The sequence below is a fragment of the Chitinophaga sp. 05T412 genome, from assembly GCF_056396465.1.
In genome coordinates this window covers 498,077-518,140 of record NZ_JBFTLN010000004.1, presented here as the reverse complement: position 1 = coordinate 518,140, position 20,064 = coordinate 498,077, and the positions used below count along the sequence as shown (strand labels likewise).

11 protein-coding genes are annotated in these 20,064 nt (G+C 46.5%); all 11 read right to left on the bottom strand.

From position 1 onward, the window contains the following. Positions 1 to 65 precede the first annotated feature (65 nt). Positions 66 to 1,574 (bottom strand): transglutaminase domain-containing protein, encoded by a 1,509-nt coding sequence (locus AC1DFM_RS12425; RefSeq protein ID WP_477077054.1) that lies wholly within the window; start codon positions 1,572 to 1,574, stop codon positions 66 to 68. Between the two features lie 2 nt (positions 1,575 to 1,576). Continuing rightward, a complete protein-coding gene (locus tag AC1DFM_RS12420) occupies positions 1,577 to 3,316 on the bottom strand; it encodes an O-antigen ligase family protein (RefSeq protein WP_477077053.1) in 1,740 nt (579 codons plus the stop codon). 311 nt (positions 3,317 to 3,627) lie between these two features. Then, positions 3,628 to 4,140 (bottom strand): 2'-5' RNA ligase family protein, encoded by a 513-nt coding sequence (locus tag AC1DFM_RS12415; protein WP_477077052.1) that lies wholly within the window; start codon positions 4,138 to 4,140, stop codon positions 3,628 to 3,630. Positions 4,141 to 4,243: 103 nt separating this feature from the next. After that, the gene (locus AC1DFM_RS12410) at positions 4,244 to 5,674 is read right to left on the bottom strand and encodes a hypothetical protein (protein WP_477077051.1); all 1,431 of its coding nucleotides are present in this window, start codon (positions 5,672 to 5,674) and stop codon (positions 4,244 to 4,246) included. A gap of 2 nt (positions 5,675 to 5,676) precedes the next feature. Further along, positions 5,677 to 7,347 carry a RagB/SusD family nutrient uptake outer membrane protein gene (locus AC1DFM_RS12405; RefSeq protein ID WP_477077050.1) on the bottom strand — a complete coding sequence of 557 codons (1,671 nt, stop codon included), beginning with the start codon at positions 7,345 to 7,347 and terminating at the stop codon, positions 5,677 to 5,679. 40 nt (positions 7,348 to 7,387) lie between these two features. After that, on the bottom strand, positions 7,388 to 10,729 hold the full coding sequence (locus AC1DFM_RS12400) for a TonB-dependent receptor (RefSeq protein WP_477077049.1): 3,342 nt from the start codon (positions 10,727 to 10,729) through the stop codon (positions 7,388 to 7,390). Between the two features lie 240 nt (positions 10,730 to 10,969). Further along, on the bottom strand, positions 10,970 to 12,157 hold the full coding sequence (locus AC1DFM_RS12395) for a FecR family protein (RefSeq protein WP_477077048.1): 1,188 nt from the start codon (positions 12,155 to 12,157) through the stop codon (positions 10,970 to 10,972). Positions 12,158 to 12,250: 93 nt separating this feature from the next. Beyond that, positions 12,251 to 12,859: an RNA polymerase sigma factor gene (locus tag AC1DFM_RS12390; protein ID WP_477077047.1), complete on the bottom strand. Its 609-nt coding sequence runs from the start codon at positions 12,857 to 12,859 to the stop codon at positions 12,251 to 12,253. Between the two features lie 247 nt (positions 12,860 to 13,106). Next, complete coding sequence (locus AC1DFM_RS12385; RefSeq protein WP_477077046.1) at positions 13,107 to 15,362, bottom strand: GH92 family glycosyl hydrolase; 2,256 nt, start codon at positions 15,360 to 15,362, stop codon at positions 13,107 to 13,109. A 134-nt stretch (positions 15,363 to 15,496) separates the two neighbouring features. After that, positions 15,497 to 17,026 (bottom strand): RagB/SusD family nutrient uptake outer membrane protein, encoded by a 1,530-nt coding sequence (locus AC1DFM_RS12380; RefSeq protein WP_477077045.1) that lies wholly within the window; start codon positions 17,024 to 17,026, stop codon positions 15,497 to 15,499. A gap of 47 nt (positions 17,027 to 17,073) precedes the next feature. After that, a complete protein-coding gene (locus AC1DFM_RS12375; protein WP_477077044.1) occupies positions 17,074 to 20,064 on the bottom strand; it encodes a SusC/RagA family TonB-linked outer membrane protein in 2,991 nt (996 codons plus the stop codon).

Sequence of the window (20,064 nt, the reverse complement as noted above, 5' to 3'; positions counted from 1 at the left end):
TTGCTTGTCTTTTCATTGTTTTCTCTTAAGGTTTATTTGTTGCTACTATTAATTACGGCAGTTGCTTACCACCATCTTTGTTTACCCGATTCATAGGAAAATGGGCGTTCCTTATTATTTCTGTTTACTTCTTCCAACTTGTATAACTGGCCTTCCGGTACGTTCGTGAAAACAATCTGCTTCTCTTTTTGGCATGGATTGGTCGCCAGTTTTTTCCAGCGTTTCTCGTTTGTATCCCAATAAGACAATACATAACGGATTCCCGGTTTAACATCCATCCATTCATCTATACCATTTCTTTCCAACACCAGGGTTATAAGAGGCGGATTTATTCCCGTAGCAGCCGGTCTGACAACTCCGCCTTTTTCCAGAAAAAAGGGCTCCCCTGTAAGCACGACCTCTCCCTGCTTGTAAACAGCCGTATGATACAAAATAGGTGTTCCCATATTTTTGAATAAAACAGTATCATGATTTATCTGGCTCCATTCCACCGGCTTCCACGTACCGGCATTGTAGACACATAGATACCCTGCTTTCTCCCGACCACCGGGATACTGTAATGGCATCCTTACATCGGCTACCGTTGTACGTAAGTGAGTAACATCCATTAAATCGTCGTGATCAAAAAAAGCAGGAATATTTTCCGGTAGTACGCCCAGTTTCGAGATCTCCTTAGCAGGATTCGGCTGGATGGTATACATCTTCCTGAACACTTTAGCGGAGATATCAACGAACCTGTTGGGGCGATGAGGCGCCATAGTGCCAGTGGAATCTGCATATATCAACTCGGTATGACCAAAATTACTTCTGCCCCATAGCGGCACCAGCTCCACTGTAGCCGGTATCCCCACCGATCTTAGCGCATATACAAGTAACCCGGCTACCTCTTCGCAACCACCGCGTTTCAAATAGAGCAGCTGTTTGAGTGTCAAACTACTGATTACGGGATTATAGTTTTTGGTGTATTGGAAAAGCCGGGTAATATCATGTTCAATAAAGCGATAAACCTGACTGGTGTTAGCATTTACCGGTAACGAGTCTGCCAGATGAAGATAACGTTGAAGAAAATAGGTTCGCCAATCTTCTGGTTCTTCAACAGCAATACGGTATGGCAGTACATATTCATTGAAAGTTGGCTCATCTGTAGCCAATGCCCATGGATACACTGAGCGTGCCTTGTACGCATTGTTGATGTTGGCGGTCATTTGTTCAGTGGTGATGCGACTGCTATCCGGCACCACACACTTTACCGCTAACCAGTGGCTGTTTGTATGTTCCCCGGCAAAACTAAGTCTTGCCACAAGCGAGAGATAGTCTGTATCACGAAGCTGTACATCGTTCGGTAAAGAGTCATGATGCAGTACCGTTAATACGCTAGCCTTGTTGGCAAGGTTACCAATCAGAAAATAAGCTGACCGGAGCTGTTGCTCCTGACCTTTCACACGGTAGCCGGAAAGTACTTTCTCCCATTTAGCATGCGCTTCTGATGAAGCTGACGGCTGATCACAACTATTCAGCAGGAGTGACAAGAAAACCACTGAACCCCAACAAAATGCTATTGAAAATTTCACCATAGTTATTTATTCATGCTTAGTAATTGCTTCATTTCTTCTTTTATCCTCGTTACCTCATTTGACGGAACTTTCACCGGCATGGATAATATCTGCCGCGCTGTTGCGCTGGCCATTTCCATATTCCCTGATCCCACATAGCACTTCGCTAAAAAATAGCGCGGATAAAATCTGCCGGGAACCATATCTATTAATGCTCTATAGGTAGATATAGCCTGCTCCGGCATATTATTGCGTTCATATGCTTTAGCCAGATAGAGATGCAGGTCTGTATGATTGAAATATTTAGCTGCCTGTTGCAACATATGGAGACTTTCCTCATACCGGCCGGTTTCATACAACTCTGCGCCATAATTATAAAGAAACGTACCTCTATGTGAAAGAGCCGGATATATGGATTTGTATTCCTTCAACGCATACCGCTCATTGTCCAACACACTGCTTGCTGCTACAGACCAACGCTGGTGTGCACTATATTGCCGGAAGAAAAAACAGGCGGCACAGGCAGATATCGCTGGTATTAAAATCCACAATACATTTCTTACAAACAAGGGCAATGGGGTTATATAAGCAGGACTATCAATGCCTGCAAATACAAGTACCATCATCAGAATGATCGGGATAATGTGAAGCGGATAACCAAATAAGGCGCCAATACAGAGTATGACAAGCGTATCTGCCAGCGCATTGCCTGCTATGGTATTTTCCTTATATCCACGATAAAGCGTATAAAAGATGAGCAGTACCAATAGTGTCAGGCCAACTATTCCCAACTCCACTCCCGTCTGTATAAATTCGTTAAAAGCAAAGTAGTTGTCGCCTGCCAGCCCGTCTAAAATAGTATCCTGATGGTGCGTACGCGCCAAAAATCGCCCCTGGCTGCTCAGGTATTGTACTGCATATTCTCCTGGTCCCACCCCAAAAAGTGGCTGGGCAAGAAACATATCCTTCGAAACATTCCAGATCAATATCCGTCCGGTTGCCGACTGTTGTTTAAATGTGATGGAAAGTACAAAGGCTATTACCAGGATGCCTGCCGCCATAGCTGCGGCTAACCGTTTCTTTAAGCGTATATGCTTAATCGTATGCAAGAGAGCCAATGCCACAGCAGCTGTCAACATAAGCATCGCTGTTCTTGACTGTACGTAAAAAATAATAACTGTGGTGAAAAAAGTCAGACATCCCGACAACAGAGAAAATACCCGCCGGTTTTGTTGCCGGTAATATTTCCACAGGTAAATAGTGGAAGGTATACCCATGCTACAAAATATTCCAAGCACACCTGAGTTTTTCAATGTGCCTTGTAATCCGTGAATACTGTTTCCGCTAATAACTGACTTATAAAGGAATGGCAGGCAGAAAAGTATTTCAATAGCCACCATGCCCGCCATCATAAAGCAGGCCATGGACAATGCGGCTTTCGGCTGCTGTCTGCAAAACACATACACCATACCTGCTGCCAACAGCGTTAACATATAATCGTTATCCCATCCATCCAAACATGCTATCTGGCGGAGTACAATATATCCCCCAAACATTCCCATCAGCATATCTGTTTTCGTTAGGCTTCCAAAGAGAGCAGACGGCTTATTTATCAGGAGTAACACGGGCAGGCAACATGCAGCGAGAAAGAAATAATATACTTGTGGGTCTGCATCCCAGCCACCTGACAATGGCGCATACAGTACAGCCAATAGCAGTATTACCGCTAACACCAGTTGATTAACATTTTCTTTTACGTGCATAGATAGGGCTCACTTACCCGCCAGGCGAATAAATGCTTCTTTAAGTCACAGAATAAAGGTTATCCGAACTGAGATTGAATGACGATGATTAATCGCATGTGATTCTTCTAATCCTTATTTGGGCATGGTCTCGACAAATATTTTTTTCCGTTGGGTGCGAAAGTAATGAAATATTATTTCGCGCCAAAATTATTCATCGACATGAACTGCTCAGGAGATTAACAGCGTATAAGAGGAGTTCCTTAAGTAAATCAATGGTGCTTTTGAGAGAAATTATGTTATCTGTCCATTCTAAAAATAAAGGAGGGTATCTAAGAAATGCCAGGGCTGGGAAATGGCCAGGTATCTACCAGTGTCCATGGGCCTTTTTCGAAGCGCCACCACTGCACGCCAATGGCTTGCACTACTGGTGGCTGAAAATCCGCCAACAACTTTTCATACACCTGCTGTGCTTTCCAGGCGGTTACTTTATTCATGATCGTAATATGCGGCTGTAATGGCTGTTGATCCCGCCAGATTAGCAGTGCCCCCCATTGCTGTTGCAACGACTGATGCCATGCCTGCAATGGTTCAGCAAATAACGTATAGGCAACGCCGTGAGAGTACCGTTGCAATCCTGTCACTTCCAAAGGAAAGATAGCTGGTGCCGGAATTGCAGCAAAAGCAGGCCCGCTGAGGTATACATCTGCCGGCAGGCGATGAAATAATGTCAGATGCGCATCTACCACATTCGCATGTGCCGGATACCAGGTACGGCGTAACTGGTTAAAATAATCGGTAGCGGCGGGCGACAGCTGCAAAGTGAGAATCAAAGGCGATGTCATGCACACAAAAATAAGTAAAGAGGGCATTCTTATGCTATGGCACCAGCATAAAAACACCCTCTTTGTGTACATAAAAATTGGGATAGGATAGACAAATCGTTCCCTACTCTGCTACGCTCGCATGGTAGTTTTTATTTCCTTTGGCCATTACCTCCACATAGGAAATCATATTTCCGTTATGATCTACCTCATGATGAGCAGTGATGGCAGTACGATTGATCATTATTTTGTGATAGTTCCCGGCAAACGCCGCTTTCCATAACAACGCCTTCGGACCTTGCTGCCGGAAAGCAGTTTGCTTTTCCTGATGACTCACGGCGATCACCGTATTTAATACCCGAAGCTGATTTAACGCGGCAGTGCTGCCTTTTTTGCCCCGGTAAAGTGTGGTGACACTTCGGGTGGCGGCATCCGGCGTAACGCCCATTAAACCCCTCGCAATGCCTTCCAGCACCCCGAAAGATACTTCAGGATACTCCCGCCTCGGCGTGGCCGGATTTGTGAGCCATAAGATATAGGCTGTGGCCTGCTCCCAATAACCTTCTTTATACAATATCGCTGGCAGGTAAGAAGTAGTTTCCACATTCCAGGTAGCCGCCATGAGGTGTTCAATGGTTTTACGACGCCGTGCTGCGTCATTCAACGCATCAAACCATAACAGAAAAACTTCTCCTTCTCCTACGCCAAACTTACCGGCACTATTATACCAGGTATAATAACGCGCAGCGGATTCATTCCACCAGTCTTCCATTTTCAGCCGGTATTGTTCTGCGGTGTGTTTTGCCTGCGCCGCTTTGGTAGCATTTCCCCGAAGATCTGCTATGGAGGCGTAGGATAACAATCCCCTGTAAATGGTGGCCATCAGATCAATGCCCATTTTCAGGTCCTCCACGTTTTCTACATACGAAGGCAAGCCTCTGCAGATATGGAAATTATCGTGAGGATTAAAAGGCACCGGCGCATTGGGATGTATGGGCCTGGTCAGCAACGAATCCGGTTGCAATGTCCATTGACGGATATACTCGTCCACGGTTCTGTCGAAGAAATTCGTCAGCGCCGGGTCATTGATGTAAGCGGCATCGCCGGTCCAGTTGTATAACCGCCAGCAGGCCGTTAGTATATCGAAGTTGGCATTCAGGTTATACCAGAAGGCGGTATCGTTTCGATAGTCTTCCGGCGCCGGCTTTGCATACTTGTTGATTTCCCAGTAGGAACACCAATCCTTGCTTTTTGAAATATGCTTTGCAAAAGCACGGATCATATTCCGGTTTTCAGGATGCAATCCGTATATATCCGCACCAATGGTTTGATGTGATACATCGCGCATGCAAAATGCAGCGCGGGAAGGCAAGGCCGCTTCATACCAGGGCCCCACCGGATCGGCGGGGTTTCCCTGGTAATGCTGTACCATGTGTCCGGCCCATTCCCAGGCACGTTGCAGGGTGGTATCTGAAGATACAAAAGCAGCAGGTGTTTGCGCAGCGGCTGTATAAACGGTGGCCGTTATCAACAGCGTCATCAGGCGTTTCTTCATGATTAATTATATCCTGGATTCTGTGGCATATTGGTTCTCCTGATTTCCTCTCTCGGAATAGGTAACAGGTAATGTTGTGACTTGAAGACCCTGTCCTGTACTTTCACGTAGGTATAGGTTTTGGAGCCATCTCCATTTTTCACAATTTTCACTCCACCTAATGGTGTGTTCTCTGTTACATCCGCAATTTGCCAACGGCGTACATCATAGTAGCGATGGCCTTCCAGGCATAGTTCTACCCGGCGTTCGTTTTGTATTTTTGCCAACAGGGCGGCACCCGTTAATGTAGTGGGCAGGGTACCGGTTATACCTGCACGTTGACGCAGCAGATCCAGGTAGTGACGCGCTACGCCTTCGTTTTTCAGATGATAAGCGGCTTCTGCGGAATTTAAATAAATTTCACTCAACCGGGAGATAATCCAAAATTTGTTGGTTTGTGTTTCTACGTTAAAATTGAAGGTCGTGTCCTGGTATTTTCTGAAGCTATACCGGGTCAGACTGGCATTCCAGGTATCCCATCCCTGCGGGGAATCGAGTCCACCTTCATACATTTCTGCTACGTTGCTATGACCTGCAGCATACCGGTCTTTAAAGAACTCTGGCCTGCCATAAGCTCTGCCATCAAAAATGATATCGCTGTAAAAACGGGGATCTCTGTTTTCATACGGCTTTTGTGGATTATAGCCGGAAGCTGGATCTGTGATATCTTTTCCGTCGGCGGTACCGAAAGCGTCTACCAGGTTCTGGCTGGGCGCAAATGATGACCAGCCATGGAAACCACATGGAGACATGAACATCTCCACCCCCTGAAAAGCATTCCATTGATATTGCTTGTTTCCCATGCGTCCCATGATGATCTCTGCATTCCAGACACTGAACAGATCTGCATAGGCGCCGGTATACAGCTGATAGCCGGGTAATTTAATCACGGCTTCGGCAGCATCGAAAGCTTTCTGCCATTTGTCGGTGGCGTTATCCTTGTTCCATTGGGGGCTGGCGGCGTATAGCAGTATACGTGACTTCAACGCCAATGCAGCGCCTTTGGTAGCACGTCCCTGATCTGTAGCGGTGGCAGGCAATACAGTCGCCGCAGCATCACATTCTGCCACAATAAATGCTACACAATCCTCGAAAGAACCACGCGGCACTTCAAAATTACTATTCAGTTCAAATGGCTTTGTTACCAACGGTACGCCACCATAGTCGCTCACCAGTTTGGCATAACCAAAAGCACGCAGATACGTGATTTCTGCTTTCAGACGGGCACGTGTAGCATCATCGCCGGGCACCCCATCTATTTTAGACAGGAAGAGATTACAGTCCTGTATTCTTTTATACGTTTCACTCCAGATATCGAAGATACCGAGGTTATCGGGCGTTAAGGAACCGGAGTTCATGATGGAAGCATTGTAGTCGTCGAATTTATTGAACGCTTCATCACAAGCGGAAGATAGCGCCCAGGTACGACTGCTCAACGTATCCCAGTAATGGCCGGGGCCTGGTAACACGTTATATTGAAAATCAGCGAAGGCAGCTGCCAGCTTCATGTCCTTCCAAACCAGCTGATCAGAAAATGAATCCAGTGGTACTTTATCCAGTACGTTCTTCTGGCAACCCATGAATAAGATCGTTGCCATTAATGCTGTACCTATTTTCAAGTATATTCTTTTCACAACGAATAAATTTAAATGTCCATAAATATGATGAAATGGATTACAGCCCAACGCTGATGCCTGCACGATAAATCCTGGTTTGCGGATAGCTGATACCAGTGATATTGTCTGTTTCAGGGTCACGGTTAAACTTCTTCATTTTATCAATAGAGAAGAGGTTGAACCCACTCACAAACACCCGGATATTTTCTATACCAATGCGGCCATATAAACTTTTAGGAACGACATAAGACAACTGCGCAGATTTCAGGCGGATAAAAGAAGCATCTACCAGCCAGAAGTCGGCATACACGGAGTTACGGGGATCTTTTGAGTTAAATGCCCTTGGATAAGCTGCGTTCGTATTATCCGGTGTCCAGCGGCCATCATATAACCATTGTGGAGGCGCTACAACAGATCCCTGCATTTGTGGCAGGATCAATTGTTCCGCCTGGGTTTGACCCGCCCATACCAGATCGAGTGCCAGTCCTTTGTACTCTGCTCCCATGGTGATCCCGAAAACAATTCTCGGCGTAGCAGATTCCGGTACCCGGATCTGATCATCAGCAGTGATAACATTATCACCATTTTTATCTATCAGCCACAGATCGCCTGGTTTGGCGCCTGCCATGTGCGGAGAATTTTTAATTTCATCCTCGGTACGATAAATACCCTTTGTCTGATATACTTTCCAGGAATTAATGGGCAGTCCGGTGGCACGTTGATAATCCGGAATATTAGCCGCTTCATCGCTGAACAATACTTTATTCTTAGCATAGGTGAAGTTAGCGCCGATATTGAATTTAACATCGCGCACATTGCCATTGTAGTTCACGATAAAGTCCACCCCTCTGTTCACCGTTCTGCCGATATTCTCCGCAGGCAGTGTTAAGCCGGTGTACAGTGGAATAGAAGCGCTGCGGGGCGCCAGGATATTCTTACGCAGGTTGTGGAAATAATCTATGGTTACACTCAGCCTGTTGTTGAAAAGCACCGCGTCCAAACCGAAGTTTTTGGTATCCTGTTTTTCCCAGGTAATATTAATATTGGGAATAGAAGCCAGGAACAGCGCGGTGGCCTCTGTATAGCCGGAGCCGAAGTAAGTATAATATTCTTTAGGAGAACCATAATAAGAAGTAGGCATATTGCTGGCCAATGCATACCGGGCCAGGTACATATATTTATCCACGGCATCGCTACCCATGATACCCCAGGAAGCACGCAGCTTCAGGCTGTTTACAAAGGCGACATTATCTTTAAAGAATGATTCCTCTGAAACTCTCCATCCAAGCGACATAGAAGGGAACATCCCCCAACGTTTGTTGCTGGGGAAGTTGAAAGAGCCATTGTAACGGCCTACTACTTCCGCCAGATATTTATCTGCGTAGCTATAAGCGATTCTACCGAGATAGCTTTCGCGGCCATCCTGGCTGGCGCTTCCGTTGGCCAGCTGGTCGGTGGCGCTACCTGCAAACAATTGGTCCAGCTGATCACTCGCCAGATTTTTACGGTAAGCATAGGTCATTCTATAGGTGGAAGTAGTTTGCTCATACCCCGCAAAAGCATTGATGCTGTGTTTGCCAAAAGTTCTGTCGAAGGCAATTTTATAGAAGTACGTATTCTCATTGTAGGATCTTTCATCCTGAAACAAGCTGATAATAGCCGTGCTGCTCTTTACATTGTTATAGGTATTGGTCGACAGGCTATAGGTATAAGCATCCCAGGGTTTTGTAAAATTCTTTTCGCTGCGCTGACGATAGTCAAATGCAGCGTAACCGCTCACAGACAAGCCTTTCAGGATAGATGGCAATTGCCAGTCGAATCCTATTTTAGGTTGTACAATGAGGTCTGTTATTTTATCATAACCTGTTACGGAAGATGTCATCAGGTAAGGGTTTGCTCCGCTTGCAATACCAGCAGAAGGCAGACCATTGGTCCAGTGTACCGGAATAAAGGGATACATGCTCACGGTTTGATGCAGGATGTTACCCACGGACTGTCCCGGATAAGTACGGTCTTCTTTTCTGGCGGCGATATCAAAGGTCAGTTTCAGATTTTTAGTGACGGATGCATCGATGTTGGAGCGGATGTTATAGTTTCTGAAACGCTCGTCGCTATTGCTCCAGTTACTTTGCTGATCCAGGTATTGACCGGACACAAAAAATTTCACGGCTTCTCCACCGCCTCTGACAGAAAGACTGTGGCTGGTTTGTGGTGCATTTTTGCGGAACACAGCTTTCTGCCAGTCGGTGCTGGTATAGTTAGGATCATTACCGGCTTTATACTTGTCGATGTCCGCCTGTGTATAAGGTAAGGTAGTGCCCTGGTAACCGGCCAGTTCATTATAGTAAGTCATATACTGCCAGGAGTTCACGCGGTGTTCCATCCGGGTCAGTTGTTGTATGTCGTAGGTACCTTCATAAGAAATAGTAGGCTTGCCACTTTTTCCTCTTTTGGTAGTAATCAGGATGGCGCCGTTGGCAGAGCGCACGCCGTAAATCGCAGCAGACGCATCTTTCAGCACCGTCACGCTTTCAATATCGTTGGGATTGAGGCGGTCGATGTTACGATCAGGAATACCATCCACGATAATCAATGGTGCGGTGCCTCCACTGAAAGAGTTGGTACCTCTTACCGACAGGGTGGAGTTATCATCACCTGGGCGGCCGGAACGGTTGTTGGCAATTACGCCGGGAACGTGACCAGCAAAGGCATTGGATACGTTACCGGATGGTACTTTGGCCATCTCCTCTCCTTTGAGCGTAGCCACTGATCCGGTCAGGGTAGCTTTCTTCTGGGTACCATATCCCACTACTACCACTTCCTGTTGCTGTGCCACAGAGCGTTTCAGTACTACGGTCACGCGTGTACTTTTCCCGATCACTACTTCTTGCTTCTCCATACCAATAAAAGAGAACACCAGTACACCGGACGTATTGTCCGGTACACTGATCTGGAATTCTCCGTTTTCTTTGGTCACCACGCCGGTGCTGGTGCCTTTCAGCTGTACGGTGACGCCTACCAGCGGCGTACCATCATCACCGATCACCCTGCCATGGATAACGGTGGCAGCGGCCAACATCGCATCATTGGTGGCAGATGGCGCCTGTGAAGGCTTACGGACGATAATCGTTTTGTCGATAATCTCATACGTTACCGGCTGGTTTTTGAATGCCAGCTTCAGTACTTCTTCTACGTTGACATGGTTTACTTCGATGTTTACCTTTGCCGTATGTTCCAGCAGGGTATTGTTATACACGAAGTTATAACCATTCTGTCGGGTGATTTCTTTGAATACCGTACTGAGAGAAGCATTCTTCAGTGACAGGGTAATCGTTTGTGCATTCGTGGCGGCAGCTGCCTGCATCAGGAATGCCAGTAACAGGAATGTTGTCAGCTTCATTGTCAATCTGATTTTGGCCCATAATCCCGTTGGTGTCCGGTGCTGTGTGACATAACAGCCTTTCAAAAAAGTGGAATTACAAAGAACATTTTGCATACTTTTGTCAGTGTTTGGATGTAAACAATTAGCAGTCCCGAAATGATTGTATAACTGTATTGATCCAACAATCCGCCGGGAAGTGCCGCAAACACTGCCCGGTTTTTTGTTACATCAATTTCTTCGTGGAACCAGATCCTGGTTTTATTTTTTTACGATAATTTTTCTTTCATTGATCACAAAATGTACGCCCCCGCTCAGTTCCATGAATTGCAATAGTTTGGCTAATGGAACATTCCTGGACATTTCCATACTATAGGTATCCGTAATTTTATCTTCAAAGATGACCTCCACATCATACCAGCGGCTGATCTGCCGCATGATAGACTGCAGGTCCATATTACTATAGGAAAAACGGCTTTCTTTCCAGGCCATCAGGGTTTCTATGTCGGCATGAGGTGCTACCCTGATATCTGCTGTGACCTGCGCCTGTTGACCAGGGCTGATCGTGACATTTTTTCCCAGGTGTGATATCATCACTTTGCCTTCCAATAAAGTGGTATTAATGGAGGTTTCATCCGTATAGGCATTAACGTTAAAATGGGTTCCCAGTACTTTTACTTCCAGGCCCCGCACTTTCACTTTAAATGGTTGGTTGTGTTGTTGTGCTACTTCAAAATATACCTCGCCGGTGACGTCTACTACCCGCTCCTTTCCGGTAAACGCAGTAGGGAAATGCAGCGAGGAAGCGGCATTCAGCCATACTTTGGTGCCATCCGGCAACGTGATCTGGTATTGGCCTCCACGTGGGGTGGATACCGTATTATACGTTATTGCTGTTGATTGCCCATTCAATTGGTACGCCAGCTGTCCGTTTTTCAGCTTCGTTACCGATGTTGCTCCCTGTTGACTCAGTGTACCACTGGCAGCGCTGTCCAGTTCAATACTACGGCCATCGCCGAGTGTTAACAGGGCTTTATTGCCACCAGGTAGCACCTCCGTTTTGGCGAGCCGAGCAACAGGTGTATTTTTAGCACCTCCACGTTGCGTCAACAGATATCCTGCCGATCCGGCCACAACCAACACCATCGCCGCTACGGCTACTTTCCATCTGCCACTGCGTTTTTTTGTCAATAATAACAGTTCCTCATCAACCGGGGAAACGGCCTCCTGATCAGCTTTCCGAAGGATCTGCTGAAAAATATCATCTTGCTGATCCTGTACTGTACTACTGGTAAATTTCCCACTCCTCAATGCCTCTTCAATGACCGATAGCAGCGCTTCATCTGCATCCTGCTTACGCAGCTGATCGATTAATCCCTGCAGCTCCGCTGCGGAAAGGCGATTATCCAGATATTGCTGTAGCAGTTCTTTTAAATGTTGGCTATCCATTTTAAAACAAAAAGGTGAACGTTATTATAAAGACACTCAAAAAAGGAAGAGGTATTAGCAGAAATGAAAAAAAAGTTATTTTTTTCAGGAAGCTTAAAAAATAGCGGGAACAAAAACGCAGAGCAGTAATATTTCCAGGAAACAATAGTGACGGAGATAGGCGCGAATCACGTGCAATGCCTTATTCATATGGCTTTTCACGGTATGTCGGGAGATATGGAGGGTATTGGCAATTTCTTCCTGGCTCAGTCCATGATGGCGACTGAGGGAATAAATAGCACGTTGTTGTTGGGAAAGATGTTCTACGGCCAGCGCCACCTGCTTCTCCAGTTCATTGCACAGTAAATGCTTGTCTGGTGTATCCGTGGCAGGCATAGTATCCGCTGCATCGGCTAACAGGTGATCTGTAAACGCCGCTGTCCTTATTTTTTTCCGGAAGGCATTGAAGATATGATTACGGGCCACCATAAACAGATAGCCCTCAAAATTTTCTATTGCTGCCAGTTTTTCTCTTTTCAACCACAGCTTTACAAAAACATCCTGCGCCATCTCATCGGCCATGGTGGTAGATTTGGTGAGGGCCAGCGCTACGCCGTACACGGTATCCCAATATTGGTCAAAGAGTACCCGGAAGGCCGCTTCATCGCCCTCTGCCACTTTTTTAAAAAGTGACGTCTCATTGTATAACCGCGCAACTGACAATAAATCTGAGTAATTTTCTGGTGGAATCAGTTAGGTACGTAAAATAAAATTTTGGTTGTTCAACTCCTTAACGTTAAATGTAGCGCTAATTGAAAGGCGCGTATTTGCGAAAATTATCCTTTTATCATCAGATATTAACAGGCAGCTTTTAGCCATTAGCTTTTAGCTTTTAGCAAATGCAGCGGAGATTAACACATAACATGTTCTCCGCTGCATTTGCTAAAAGCTAAAAGCTAATGGCTAAAAGCTAATGGCTAAAAGCTCCCTTATTCGGCTTCGGCCCCATGAATAACTCCAGGGTACCGCCATCTACCAATTGCTGATGCGTGAAAGTAGGTTTGTTTAAAGGCTGTCCGTTAAACTTCGCCTGCTGAATATATTTGTTGACCACAGAGCTATTATGCGCTTTGATCGTAAATTGTTTTTTATCAGGTAATGCAATACGCACTTCTTCAAACACCGGACTACCAATGCTATACTCCGGAATTCCCGGTGTAACAGGATAAAAACCCATAGAAGAAAATACCACGAAAGCAGACATCCCTCCTCCATCTTCATCACCGGGAATACCGAAAATATTATCCTTAAACCAGGCATCCAGCAGGAAGCGAATGCGCTGTTGCGTTTTCCATGGCGAGCCCGTGTAGTTATATAAATATGGAATATGGAAGCTGGGTTCATTACCCATGGAGTACTGTCCTACGAGACCGGTAGCATCCGGGAACTTACTCCAGAACTCATACCGCGACATATCCAATGATTCGCGGAACAGCTGGTCCAGCCGGTCTTCAAACGCCTGCTTGCCACCCATCAGTTCCATCAGCCCCGGAATATCCTGCTGTACCTGCCAGAGGTAAGTCCAGCCATTATTTTCATCATAATAATCACGACCGCCCATGCCACCATCAAACTTCACGTTAATGTCAATCCAGTTGCCTTTCTCATCTTTCGGCAGGAAGAAGCGCTTCTCCGGGTTCCACACATTTTTATAATTCTTCGCCCTTGGTGCAAACAAACGCTGGTCCTCTTTCTTATTCAGATCTCCTGCCAGTTCTGACACGGCCCAGTCGTCGTACGCGCCACCCAGCGTTACCGCTACTGCCTGGCGTTTTTCAAATGGATGCACCGCTGCTACGGTTTCCTTCTCCCCTATATGTAAAGCGGGAAAATATCCTTTGTTGTGATAGAAATCATCCAGTGTGGTTTTAGCGCCATTGCGCCATGGTAACATCGTGGCATCTGTTGCATTTTTGCGCATGCCTTCATACGCTTTTTCGATATCAAATTTCTTCAACCCTTTTCTCCATGCATCCAGCATCACTACGGACGAGTGAAAACCATTCATACAGGCGTGATCGCCGAACAACACGGGAAATGTAGGCATCCAGCCGCTTTGCTCGTACATGTGCACATAAGATTGTAACATATCTTCTTCCTGCGCGGGATGCAGGATCATTCTCAATGGATGCAGCGCCAGGTAAGTATCCCAGGTCCAGTCATCTACATAAAAAGGACGCTTGTCCTGGTGGATCTGTTGATCAAAACCGCTGTAATACTGCCCATCTTCGGTAATATCCACGGCCCGCTCATAAGAACGGTATAATGCAGTATAGAAAGAACGTTGCTGCGCGGGCGTACCACCTTTCACCTGTATCTGCGAGATCACATCGGTCCATGCTTTTTTACCACTGGCTGCTATCGCGTCAAACGGCTGGCGGCTGACTTCTTCCTCATAATTTTTCTTCGCCTGTGCCGGACTGATATAACTGATGGCGTATTTAAACGTCACCTCTTTAGTGGCTGCAGGAAAACTGATATAGGCTTTAATGCCTTTACCAGCAATGCTTTTATTGTTCGTTAACTGTCCTTGTTCTACTACGCCAGGTGTACCGCCTTCACTGAAAACACCGTACATATATACTTTCACGTAGCCGCTATAAGTTTCCATGCCCGTAAGTACATTACCTGGCAGGAAGTTGTAAGCCGCATCGCCATCATTATAAACATCCAATAACAATGATTTACTTTTTCCCTGCGGGAAACGAAAACGATAGTAGCCCGCTTTTCTACCGGCGGTGAATTCTACGTTTATCTCTTCATTGAGCAACCAGGTAGTATAATACCAGGGCTTGTTGATTTCCAGGTTATGATCATAGGCCATGCGTCTCTCCCAGGCAGCGGTATTGGGTGTACCGATGGCCGGTTTCAGGGAAAATACCTGCCCTAACCGGTGCGACACAATGGTGAGTGGAAAATTATCAATCTGATCATCCATATAATCCTTTCGTTGCGGCGTAAAACGTATCAGCTGGTTGGGCAACTGAACGGTAGGCCGGGTGGGTTCTAATAACTGGCCTACGTTACCAATGGTTGGGTCAATCAGGTCAACAGGCTGTTTAGCGCCGGGAATGGTATCCGGGACTGCTGCTGCAGCGTTGCCGGACAAGTATACGAATGGTGTCAGCAACAAAAGGCTGTACAGTGTCCACGTTGTTTTTTTCATTCACTATAATTTACGAATACAAATTACAAATTAGGAATTACGAAATACAGATTTATGGGTGGATGGTAAACGCGAAATTGATTCGCGACCATCCACCCACAAATCTGTACTTCGCAAAGCTTCCTCCGTAATACTTAATAGCTCGGATTCTGCGTCCAGCCGGGGCTCAGATTGAGATCACGGAATGGAATCGGCGCCAGGTATTTAGGTCCAGGATTCTTCACCGATTCCGGATTGAGCGGGCGGATTTTAAATTCGTTCGGATCACGTCTGGCGATGACTGCCGGCAGCAACTGCAAACGAACAATATCAAACCAGCGCTGCCCAAATTCACCAGCAAATTCATACTTACGTTCATTCACAATGGAATCGCGGAAAGCGGCGGCGGTTAAACCTGTCTTGATATCCGGCAAGCCGGCACGATGTCTGACCCTGTTTAACGCATCGTAAGCATCTCCCGGTACCGAGTTAGTAGCCATAGCGGTGGCTTCTGCGTAAATCAACAACGTTTCTGCAAAGCGTACAATGTCGGTAGTTTTGTTGGTGCTGGCATTGAAGCTGATTACTTTGGTAGGCGTTTCCACAATACCATCGCCGGCGCCATAACGGAATTTGTTATAGTAAGGATGTTTAGTAGCGGTTCTCGGATCATCCCAGCTGACTACCCCAAATTTGTTGCTCTTGATTTCCGTATGAAATGTTTCATCAGTACGTTTACAAACGGGTGCATCTTTGAAGTAATTAATTTCCGGGAAGAAGTCGTCCCATCCACCTTCATCATCAGGAATACAGGTGGCGCCAAAGGAACGGTTAGGTAACTGGCCGCCTACATTATATTCCAGGCCAAATACAGATTCTATGTTGTTGTTGGTTTTGAATACATCGAGATAGTCGGGCACGAGATCGAATTTCTTAGCATCTATCACTGCTTTGGCTTCGGTGGCGGCCAGCGCATAATTAGCCGTCTGGTTCAGTGGCCAGCCAGCCATAGTCAGGTATACATTGGCCAGTACAGCTCTGGCAGCAAGCGCGCCCGGGCGGCCTACATCAACGCCTGCGGGCCATTTGTCGGGCAACATAGTAGCCGCTTTTTTAAGATCACTTATAATCTGCGCATATATTTTATCTGGCGATTGCCGTTCCGGAATAGTGGTGATCACAGCAGGACCAGTCACTAATGGCAACGGTCCAAATGTTCTCACTAAATAAAAATAACACAGCCCTCTGAGGAAGTATGCCTGTCCGCCGGAATAGGTGCGTTGCTGAAGGGCATCCGGTGTAGCTGCCGCTACTTTTTCATAATTAGTGATCACATTATTTACCTGATAAATGGTATTCCAGGGGCCTTCCCATCCGGCTCTTAAACTACTGTTGGTACTGGTACCCTGTAGTTGGTCAAATTCCCGCGAATCAGCCTTATTGGACTCCGGATGTGTGGTCAGGTCATCAGACCCGAAGTAAGCCGTCATTTTGCTGGTAAATCCCCAGGCGCCATCGATGGCCAGTGCGCGGTAAGCGGATGTAACGGCGCCATCCAGTTCATTTTGTGTGTTGAAATAGTTGCCGGGCGTTAAAGTGGCTTTGGGATCTTCCCTTAGCTTAACACAGGAAGAAGTGCCTATCATCGCTGTTATCACCAGCGGTAGAAAATATTTTTTGTTCATAATAGTATTTTTTAGAAACCCAGCAGCTTTTGCTGCTGTTATTTCAATTATAAACCAAGTCTTACGCCTACTGTATACGATTTAGGATTAGGAATGGTACCTGTTTCCAAGCCCTGTGTGATCGCATTGGTAGCATTGGTTACCTCCGGATCGTAGCCAGGGAAATTAGTGATGGTCCAGATGTTCTGACCGCTGATATATACATCCAGGCTACGGGCGCGAATGCGGCGTAACAAGGTTTGTGGAATGCTGTAAGTGAGGGAAATATTTTTCAGCTTAATATAGCTGGCATCATATACATACCGACTGCTTTTGATTTCATTCTGGTTACCATACACGGGAACATCTGTTTCCTTGTCAGGCGTCCACATATCCAGTATGCGGGCGTTGGTAGCGTCACGTGCATCTCCCAGTCCGCCCATGGTATAGGCCTGGCTGAAAGAAAACATCTGATTACCATGTGTACCCTGGAACATGATGTTCAGGCTCCAGTTTTTGTAAGAGAAATCATTGATGAAACCGAAATAATACTTAGGCATCCCATTCCCAATGGTGGTCAGGTCGCCGCCAGATAATTTGTGATCTCCATCCAGATCTGCATAGCGGGTATCACCGGGCTTTTTACCGTATAAAGCAGCTTCTGCTTTCTCGGAATTTTTCCAGGTGCCGAGGTATTTGTAACCGTAGAAGGTACCCAGTGGTTGTCCTACTTTAATGATGGATACGCCTTGTTGCGCGGAGCCAATATTACTGACGATGATATTGTCTTGTCCACCCAGATCCAGTACTTCATTTTTATTGAAGGAGATATTAAAGTTGCTGGTCCATTTGAAATCTTTACCTACTACCGGTGTACCGCCTACGCTAAATTCCAGGCCGGTATTTTTCACGCTGCCGATATTCCGCTGGAAGCTGCCACCACCATAGTAGAAAGGGTTATCGGTGTTATACAACAGGTCGGCTACTTTCTTATTATATGCATCTGCGGTGAACGTTAAACGGCCACGCCAGAATTCCATATCAACACCCACATCATAGGTCGTATTCTTTTCCCATCTCAGCGTAGTGGATACGGGTGTACCCAGTGGTGTATTTACACTGGGCGTGCTGCCATCGAAATAGTACGGAGGCGCTGTGCCAATTTGTGCAATGGTAGAATAAGCAGGTACGGCCTGGTTACCGGTTTGTCCGTAGCTGGCACGCACTTTCAGGGCGGTTACTACTTTTGAATTGGCCATGAATCCTTCTTTGTCTACCGCCCAGCCTAATGCTACAGATGGGAAGGTAGAATATTTCTGTACCAGGTGGGAAGAGCCATCTGTACGCACGGCCAGGGTCAAGAGGTATTTATCTCTAAAGCCATAGTTGACTCTGCCCATGTAAGAAATCAAGGCATCGGCCCAGTAACCGCTGGTGGTTGATTGGGTTTTACCTAAGCCAAGATTCCAGTAACCAAGGCTATACGTAGATAGTTTATTCGCCTGCGCAATGTTGTTGGTATTGGTTTTAGACGCTTGTTCAAAGAGGGCAGTAACGGTGAGCGAGTGATCGCCGAATCGGTTATTATAGGTCAGGAAGTTGGAGTTTTGCCAGCTTCTGTAGCGATTGATATCCATTTTGGCATAGTCGTTACCGTTATATCCTTCATTTGTTCCCGGAGGAAAAATGGATTGTGTTTGCTGATGTTGCAGCTCGTAGCTGTTGTTGGAGGTAAAGGTGAGGTGATCGATAATACGATAGGTAAAAACGCCGGTAGCTGTGATGTTGGAGGTTTTACCATCTACAGAACGGCTCAGGATATTCTGTACCGGATTTTTCGCGAGGGATGCGAAATTAGATTGTGCGATATAGTTACCTGTGGCGTCTCTCACAGCACTGGTAGGGTCCCACATACTGGATTGTGCAAACGGGTCGGTGATATCGCCGGAGAAATCTGTATTGTGAGAAGTGGGTAACAGGCCGGTGATATTTACTTTCAGGTCCATCCGGTCGTTGAGCTTCACATCTACATTTGCTCTCAGCGTATTTCTTTTATAACCGGAGTTGATCAGCAAGCCTGGTTGATCGAGGTAGTTGTAAGAGAGATAATATTTTACATTTTCTCCACCACCGGAAACTGCTACCTGGTAATTTTGTGCGAGTGGCTTTTGTGTTAATTCATCCTGCCAGTTGGTGCCACCGGGATTTTTCCGGAGTGCGTCCAGTTGATCCTGGGTAAAGGGTTGGCCGGTGCCTACTACATCCCCTTTCTTATTTACTTGTGAGGCAAATTGGTATGCATTCAGCAGGTTCAGTTTTTTCGGCAGGGAGTTTTTGCTCAGCCATCCGCTAACGTCTACCCTGGGCTTACCGGATTTACCGGATTTGGTAGTGACCATTACCACGCCGTTGGAGCCCCTGGAACCATAGATGGCCGTGGCAGAAGCATCTTTCAAAATCTCCAGGCTTTCAATATCGGCGGGAGCAATGGATTCGAGGTTGCCGCCAATGTATCCATCAATTACATACAGCGGATCATTGTTGCCGGTGATGGAGCTGGCGCCGCGGATTCTTACGCTGATACCTTTACCAGGCTGACCGCTGTTGCTTTGTACGGTAACGCCGGAGGTAGTACCTTGTAAGGCCTGTTCTACTCTTACCAATGGACGCTTGGCAATTTCCACGGCTTTTACCGAGCTGGTAGCGCCGGTAACATCCCGTTTCTTTTGCGTACCATACCCTACGACTACCACGTCATTCAATGCCCTGGCATCCGATTTCAGGTGAATGGAAAGTGGGGCGCCTGTGGCGGTCACTTCTTCGGTGAGGTAGCCGATATAAGAAATGACTAATACGGGCGTCGTGGCATCGCCGGTAGCAATCTGGAATTCGCCCTGGGCGTTGGTGGGGCTTGAAATGTTAGTACCCTTTAATCGGACCGTGGCGCCGGGTAGTGGTTGGCCGGATTCATCCAGCACTTTACCCTTTGTCGGCTGCTTTTGGCCATAAGCCTGCAGCAGACCTGATGCGAGGAGCATCAGCAATAGTAATCTTTTCAT